This window comes from Polynucleobacter sp. AP-Latsch-80-C2 (assembly GCF_018882185.1).
Taxonomy (GTDB): Bacteria; Pseudomonadota; Gammaproteobacteria; order Burkholderiales; family Burkholderiaceae; genus Polynucleobacter.
The window spans coordinates 1-1,307 of record NZ_JACVOY010000027.1 but is presented as its reverse complement, the minus strand read 5'-3'; the positions used below and the strand labels follow the sequence as shown (position 1 = coordinate 1,307).

Here is a 1,307-nt window from a genome sequence, read left to right as displayed (position 1 = left end):
GACCCTGTAAATATTTCTGTGTAAGTTCACCGCGGGGTTATTGGTGAACAGCGATGCGTTCTCCAAATTCTATATCAAAGCGATTCAGTGCTGCCCGCCAGTTCCGTATCGGCATCGTCCACTTCTTTGATGCTTGCATGATGGCTAGGTAAATGACTTTAGTGGCTGCGGTATCGCTAGGAAATAACTTTCTGCGCTTGGTGGCTGACCGAATAACACTATTCAAAGACTCAATGGCATTGGTGGTGTAAATGGCTTTGCGGATCTCTGGGGGATAGTCAAATAAGGTTCGTAGGTTCTCCCAGTGACTAGTCCAGGATTTAGCGATCTGCGGATATTGGCTGTTCCAGGTGGTGCCAAACTCTTCTAGCGCTTTTTGAGCCAGCGCTTCGGTGCTGGCCTGATAAATACGTTTGAGATCAGCGGTGACCGCCTTGTAATCCTTCCAAGACACGTACTTCAGGCTGTTGCGCACCATGTGCACAATACATAGCTGAATTCGAGCTTGTGGAAACTCGCTGGCAATGGCCTGTGGAAAGCCTTTGAGCCCATCAATGCAGGCAATCAGAATATCTTGCACACCACGACTCTTGAGCTCTGTCAGTACAGATAGCCAGAACTTGGCCCCCTCGTTCTCGGAGATCCATAGGCCTAATAGCTCCTTATGTCCGTCCATATCAACCCCAAGAGCCAGGTAAATGGATTTGTTGATAACTTGCATGTTCTCGCGGATTTTGACCACAATGCAGTCCAAATACACAATGGGATAGATGGCATTGAGTGGTCTAGCCTGCCAGTCAGGGATTTGCTCAATGACGCTATCAGTCACCTGAGAGATCAGTGTAGCTGAGACATCGGCATCGTACATCTCCTTAAAAGCACCCACGATCTCTCTGGTGGATAAGCCTTTGGCGTAGAGCGTCAAAATCTGGCTATCTATGCTGGTTAAGCGGGTTTGGTGCTTAGCAAGCAGTTGCGGCTCAAAGCTGCCATCTCGATCTCTGGGGGTGTCAATAACCACCTCGCCATGGGAGCCTTTAAGGCGTTTGCTAGTAATGCCATTACGCGCATTGCTACTAGGCCGATTGCGATGCTTCTCGTAACCCAGATGGTGGGTCAGCTCCGCATTTAAAGCTGCTTCTACTGTGAGCTTAACCAACTCCTGTGAAAGGATATTTAAATCTTCTGGAGTCTTGAGGTCCTTGGCTAGTTCGTTGGCTAAGGCTTGTAATTTACTACGATCCATTGTGTTGTGTTCCATGTGGCTATCCTTCTATGAAGGTTAATTGACCGCAGGAACTTACACA

1 protein-coding gene is annotated in these 1,307 nt (G+C 48.2%); it reads right to left on the bottom strand.

All coding sequences use genetic code 11. The features are described 5' to 3' along the window. Window positions 1-37 precede the first annotated feature (37 nt). On the bottom strand, window positions 38-1,246 hold the full coding sequence (locus tag ICN47_RS12695) for an IS256 family transposase (protein WP_216220275.1): 1,209 nt from the start codon (window positions 1,244-1,246) through the stop codon (window positions 38-40). Between the last annotated feature and the right edge of the window lie 61 nt (window positions 1,247-1,307).